We start from the raw sequence: 4,415 nt of genomic DNA on the forward strand, positions 1-4,415 counted from the left end.
CGGCGCCGACCGGGCCACGCTGGCCGGCAGCGGGCCGGTGTCGGTCGCGCATCACGCGCTCGCCGTGCCCGCGCAGGCGGGCAGGCTGGACGCGGCGAACGGCCCTTACGTGCTCGGGCTGCTCGACGCGGCAATCGACGGCGCGCTGGCGGGCCGGTACGACGCGATCGTCACCGCGCCGTTGCAGAAGAGCACGATCAACGATGCGGGCGTGCCGTTCACCGGCCATACCGAGTACCTGGCGGAGCGCACGCATACGCCGCGTGTCGTGATGATGCTGGCCGGTACCGGCCACCGGCCGCTGCGCGTGGCGCTCGCGACCACGCACCTGCCGCTGAAGGACGTGTCGGCCGCACTGACGGTCGACGGGCTCGTCGAGACGCTCGCGATCATCGATCGCGACCTGCGGCGCGACTTCGGTCTCGCCGCGCCGCGCATTCTGGTGACGGGCCTGAACCCGCACGCGGGCGAGAACGGTTATCTCGGCCGCGAGGAGATCGACGTGATCTCGCCGGCACTGGCCCGCGCGAACGCGCAGGGCATCGACGCGCGCGGCCCGTATCCGGCCGACACGCTGTTCCAGCCGCGTCACCTCGCCGATGCCGATTGCGTGCTAGCGATGTTCCATGACCAGGGCCTGCCCGTGCTGAAGTACGCGACGTTCGGCGAGGGCATCAACGTGACGCTCGGGCTGCCGATCATCCGTACGTCGGTCGATCACGGCACGGCACTCGATCTGGCCGGCACGGGCCGCGCGGATCCGGGCAGCATGATCGCCGCGCTCGACACGGCCGTCACGATGGCGCGCCATCGCCGCACCGCCTGACGCGGCCCGGCTTTACCTCATTCGTCGTATTTTTCGTTTTACTCAGTCGATGTCGAACAGCAGACAGCACCAAGGCCATTTCGCGCGCAAGCGCTTCGGGCAGAACTTCCTCGTCGATCACGGCGTGATCGACTCGATCGTCGCGACGATCGGCCCCGCGCGCGGCCAGCGCATGGTCGAGATCGGCCCCGGGCTCGGCGCGCTGACCGAGCCGCTGATCGCGCGCCTCGCGACGCCCGAGTCGCCGCTGCATGCGGTCGAGCTCGACCGCGACCTGATCGGGCGCCTGCAGCAGCGCTTCGGCGCGCTGCTCGAACTGCATGCAGGCGACGCGCTCGCGTTCGACTTCCGCTCGCTCGCGGCACCCGGCGACAAGCCGTCGTTGCGGATCGTCGGCAACCTGCCGTACAACATTTCCAGCCCGCTGCTGTTTCACCTGATGACGTTCGCCGATGCGGTCATCGACCAGCACTTCATGCTGCAGAACGAAGTCGTCGAACGGATGGTCGCGGAGCCGGGCACGAAGGCGTTTTCGCGTCTGTCGGTGATGCTGCAGTACCGCTACGTGATGGAAAAGATGCTCGACGTGCCGCCGGAATCGTTCCAGCCGCCGCCGAAGGTCGATTCGGCGATCGTCCGGATGATTCCGTACGAGCCGCACGAACTGCCGGATGTCGATCCCGGGCTGCTCGGCGAAATCGTCACCGCGGCGTTCTCGCAGCGCCGCAAGATGCTGCGCAATACGCTCGGCGACTATCGCGAGACGATCGATTTCGATGCGCTCGGCTTCGATCTCGCGCGCCGTGCGGAGGATGTGAGCGTGGCCGAGTACGTCGGCGTGGCGCAGGCGCTGGCGAAGGTGCGCAAGGCCGCGGAGTAACGGCAGCGCGTGCGTCATGCGCGCGTCGCACGCCGGCTCGAGGTTCGCAAGGCTGCCCTGGCGGGCAGCCTTTTTCATTTTCCCCGCGCCGTATTCGTCGATGCCGGGCCGCGACCGGGCGGCCACCGGGTGTCGTTACGCGCGCCGGCGCGGCGGCGCGTTGACGAGCGCGATGCCCGTCAGCACGAGTGCGGCCGCCGACATGAAGCGCCAGCCGACCGATTCGCCGAGCAGCAGCACGCCGAACGCAACGCCGAACAGCGGCGACAGGAACGTGAACACGGACAGTCGTGATGCGCTGTAGCGCGTCAGCAGCCAGAACCACGACAGGTAGCTGACGAACGCGACGATCACCGACTGGTACGCGAGGCTCGCGACCGCGACCGGCGTGACGTGCGCGAACGACACCTGGCCGAACAGTGCGGCCAGCGCGACCAGCACGACCGCCGATACCGCGAGCTGGTAGAACAGCGTCTTGCTCGCGCTCGCCCGTGCGAGCGCCGTCGAGCGTACGACGACGGTCGTCGCGGCCCACATCGCGCCGCCGAGGATCCCAAGCGCGTCGCCGGCGAGCCCGGCCAGCACGGATGCGCCGGGCGCGCGCGGCTTCAGGAAGCCGTCCGCGAACGCGAGCGCGATGCCGGTGAATGCCAGGCCGACGCCGGCCCACTGCGTGCGCTGCAGCCGTTCGCCGGGTGCGAACAGGTGCAGGCCGAGCGCGGTGAAGCACGGCGCCGTGTACAGGAAGATCGCCATGTGCGATGCGCTCGTCAGCGTCAGCCCGAAAAACACGCAGATGAATTCGCCGGCGAACAGCGCGCCGGCCGCGAGGCCCGCGCCGAACGTGCCGTCCGCCTGAAACAGCGGCGTACCGCGCGAGCGGGCCCAGCCCCACAGCAGCGCCGCCGCGATCACCGAGCGCAGCCCGGCCTGGAACATCGGCGCGATCGCGGCGTTCGTGCTCTTGATCGCGACCTGCTGGAAGCCCCAGATCGCGCACAGCAGCAGCATCAGGCCGACGGCGCGCATGTCGAGCGCGCGGCGCACGGGGGCAGCGAGTGCACTCATCGGCGAACCTCGCCGGTTCGGTACGGCGGCTGCGAGATCGGGAGGGTGGCGCATCCGGCGCGCTCGAATCGGCGGTGTCGCACGGCAGTGTCGCGGTAGGGGGGAGTGGGTGGTCGCATTCGGGCGATGGGTCGCATGCCCGCTTTTGGTGCGAGGTGGAAGGATGTTACCCGATCCGCACGGTAGCCGGGCGAGCAGGGGCGTGCTGTTTTCCGCGTTGCCCTTGCGCCGGCAGGCGTTACCCGCCGGGCGTCCCCGGCCAGGCGCCCCCAGCTGGGCGCCCCCGGCGAAGTTCACCCGACTCTGGTAGAGTTCCCGGTTCTGGAAAGTCCCCACAGGAGTACAACCCATGCGATTGCTGCATACGATGCTGCGAGTCGGCGATCTCGACCGCTCGATCAAGTTCTACACCGAATTGCTCGGCATGAAGGTGCTGCGCCGCGACGACTATCCGGAAGGCAAGTTCACGCTCGCATTCGTCGGCTACGGCGATGAAAGCAACAACACGGTGATCGAACTGACCCATAACTGGGATACCCCGTCCTACGACCTCGGCACGGGTTTCGGCCATCTGGCGCTGGAAGTCGACGACGCGTACGCGGCCTGCGACAGGATCAAGGCGCAAGGCGGCAAGGTCACGCGCGAAGCGGGCCCGATGAAGCACGGCACGACCGTGATCGCGTTCGTCGAGGATCCGGACGGCTACAAGATCGAGTTCATTCAGAAAAAGGCGCACTGAGCGCCGGATGAACCGGGCCGTGGCGTGCGATGTGCGCGGCGGCAAAAAAGGGCGATGCGGAATGACCCGCATCGCCCTTTTTCGTGGGCGGCGAAGCCGTGCGCGTCAAAGCGACGGCAGCAGCTCGGGCGGGTGATGCTTGAGCGTGTGGCGCGCTTCGCGGAACTCGGGGAAGATCGACTCGACGGTCTGCCAGAAGGCCGGGCTGTGGTTCATTTCGCGCAGGTGCGACAGCTCGTGCGCGACGACGTAGTCGATGATCGACATCGGGAAATGGATCAGCCGCCAGTTCAGGCGGATCTTGCCGTCGCTCGAGCAACTGCCCCAGCGCGTCGCGGCCGACGACAGCGCATACATCGAATACGTGACGCCGAGCTTCTCCGCGTACACCGCGAGGCGTTCACCGAAGATTCGCCGGGCTTCGCCCTGCAGCCAGCCCTGCACGCGATCCTTGATCTGCTGCATGTCGGCCTGCACGGGCAGCGGCAGCGAGAGCCGCAATGCATCGGCGTCGAATGCGACGGCGCCCGCGCCGAGCGCGATCGTCACCGTCTTGCCGAGATAGGGCAGCTGCGCGCCGTCGCGCCAGTCGATCTGCGGCAGCGCGCGCTGCTCGGTGCGCGTCTTCCACTCGGCGAGCTTCGCGAAGATCCAGCGTTGTTTCTCGGCGATCGCGGCTTCGATGTCGGCGAGCGTGACCCAGCGCGGCGCGGTGATCGACAGCCCGCTGCCGTCGATCGTGAAGCCGATCGTCCGGCGCGCCGAGCGCTTCAGGCGGTATTCGAGCACGCGGCTGTCGAGTGCGAACGTCCGCACGCGCGAGCGGTCGGGCGCGGGGCCCGGATCGAGGGGCGCAGCGGGGGCCGCTTCGGTCGGCGCGGGCGGGGCAGCGGGCGCCGACG

Annotated in this window: 5 protein-coding genes; 3 read left to right on the forward strand and 2 right to left on the reverse strand. The window is 68.7% G+C overall.

The features are described from left to right. Both pdxA and rsmA read left to right on the forward strand, forming a co-directional pair. Positions 1-826 (forward strand): 4-hydroxythreonine-4-phosphate dehydrogenase PdxA (gene pdxA, locus DPV74_RS39305; protein ID WP_119339147.1); only part of this gene is annotated, 826 nt, incomplete at its 5' end. Positions 827-875: 49 nt separating this feature from the next. Further along, positions 876-1,706 carry a 16S rRNA (adenine(1518)-N(6)/adenine(1519)-N(6))-dimethyltransferase RsmA gene (gene rsmA, locus DPV74_RS39310; protein WP_027789169.1) on the forward strand — a complete coding sequence of 277 codons (831 nt, stop codon included), beginning with the start codon at positions 876-878 and terminating at the stop codon, positions 1,704-1,706. A 135-nt stretch (positions 1,707-1,841) separates the two neighbouring features. On the opposite strand, the gene DPV74_RS39315 is transcribed toward rsmA, so the two are convergent. After that, entirely contained in the window at positions 1,842-2,774 is a 933-nt protein-coding gene (locus DPV74_RS39315; protein ID WP_119339148.1) for a DMT family transporter, read from the reverse strand. A gap of 349 nt (positions 2,775-3,123) precedes the next feature. Between DPV74_RS39315 and gloA the strand changes: the two genes are divergently transcribed. Beyond that, positions 3,124-3,513: a lactoylglutathione lyase gene (gene gloA, locus DPV74_RS39320; RefSeq protein ID WP_059525951.1), complete on the forward strand. Its 390-nt coding sequence runs from the start codon at positions 3,124-3,126 to the stop codon at positions 3,511-3,513. 105 nt (positions 3,514-3,618) lie between these two features. Here gloA and DPV74_RS39325 read toward each other — a convergent pair. Next, on the reverse strand, positions 3,619-4,415 hold a 797-nt coding region (locus tag DPV74_RS39325), incomplete at its 5' end, for a M48 family metallopeptidase (RefSeq protein ID WP_162923279.1).

The organism is Burkholderia sp. HAN2018 (genome assembly GCF_024704855.1).
In the GTDB taxonomy this organism is placed as follows: Bacteria; Pseudomonadota; Gammaproteobacteria; order Burkholderiales; family Burkholderiaceae; genus Burkholderia; species Burkholderia cepacia.

What these genes read in the sequence shown, in the direction of transcription:
- DPV74_RS39315 (WP_119339148.1), bottom strand. Translation starts at nt 2,774, where the DNA reads ATGAGTGCACTCGCTGCCCCCGTGCGCCGCGCGCTCGACATGCGCGCC.
- gloA (WP_059525951.1), top strand. Translation starts at nt 3,124, where the DNA reads ATGCGATTGCTGCATACGATGCTGCGAGTCGGCGATCTCGACCGCTCG.
- rsmA (WP_027789169.1), top strand. Translation starts at nt 876, where the DNA reads ATGTCGAACAGCAGACAGCACCAAGGCCATTTCGCGCGCAAGCGCTTC.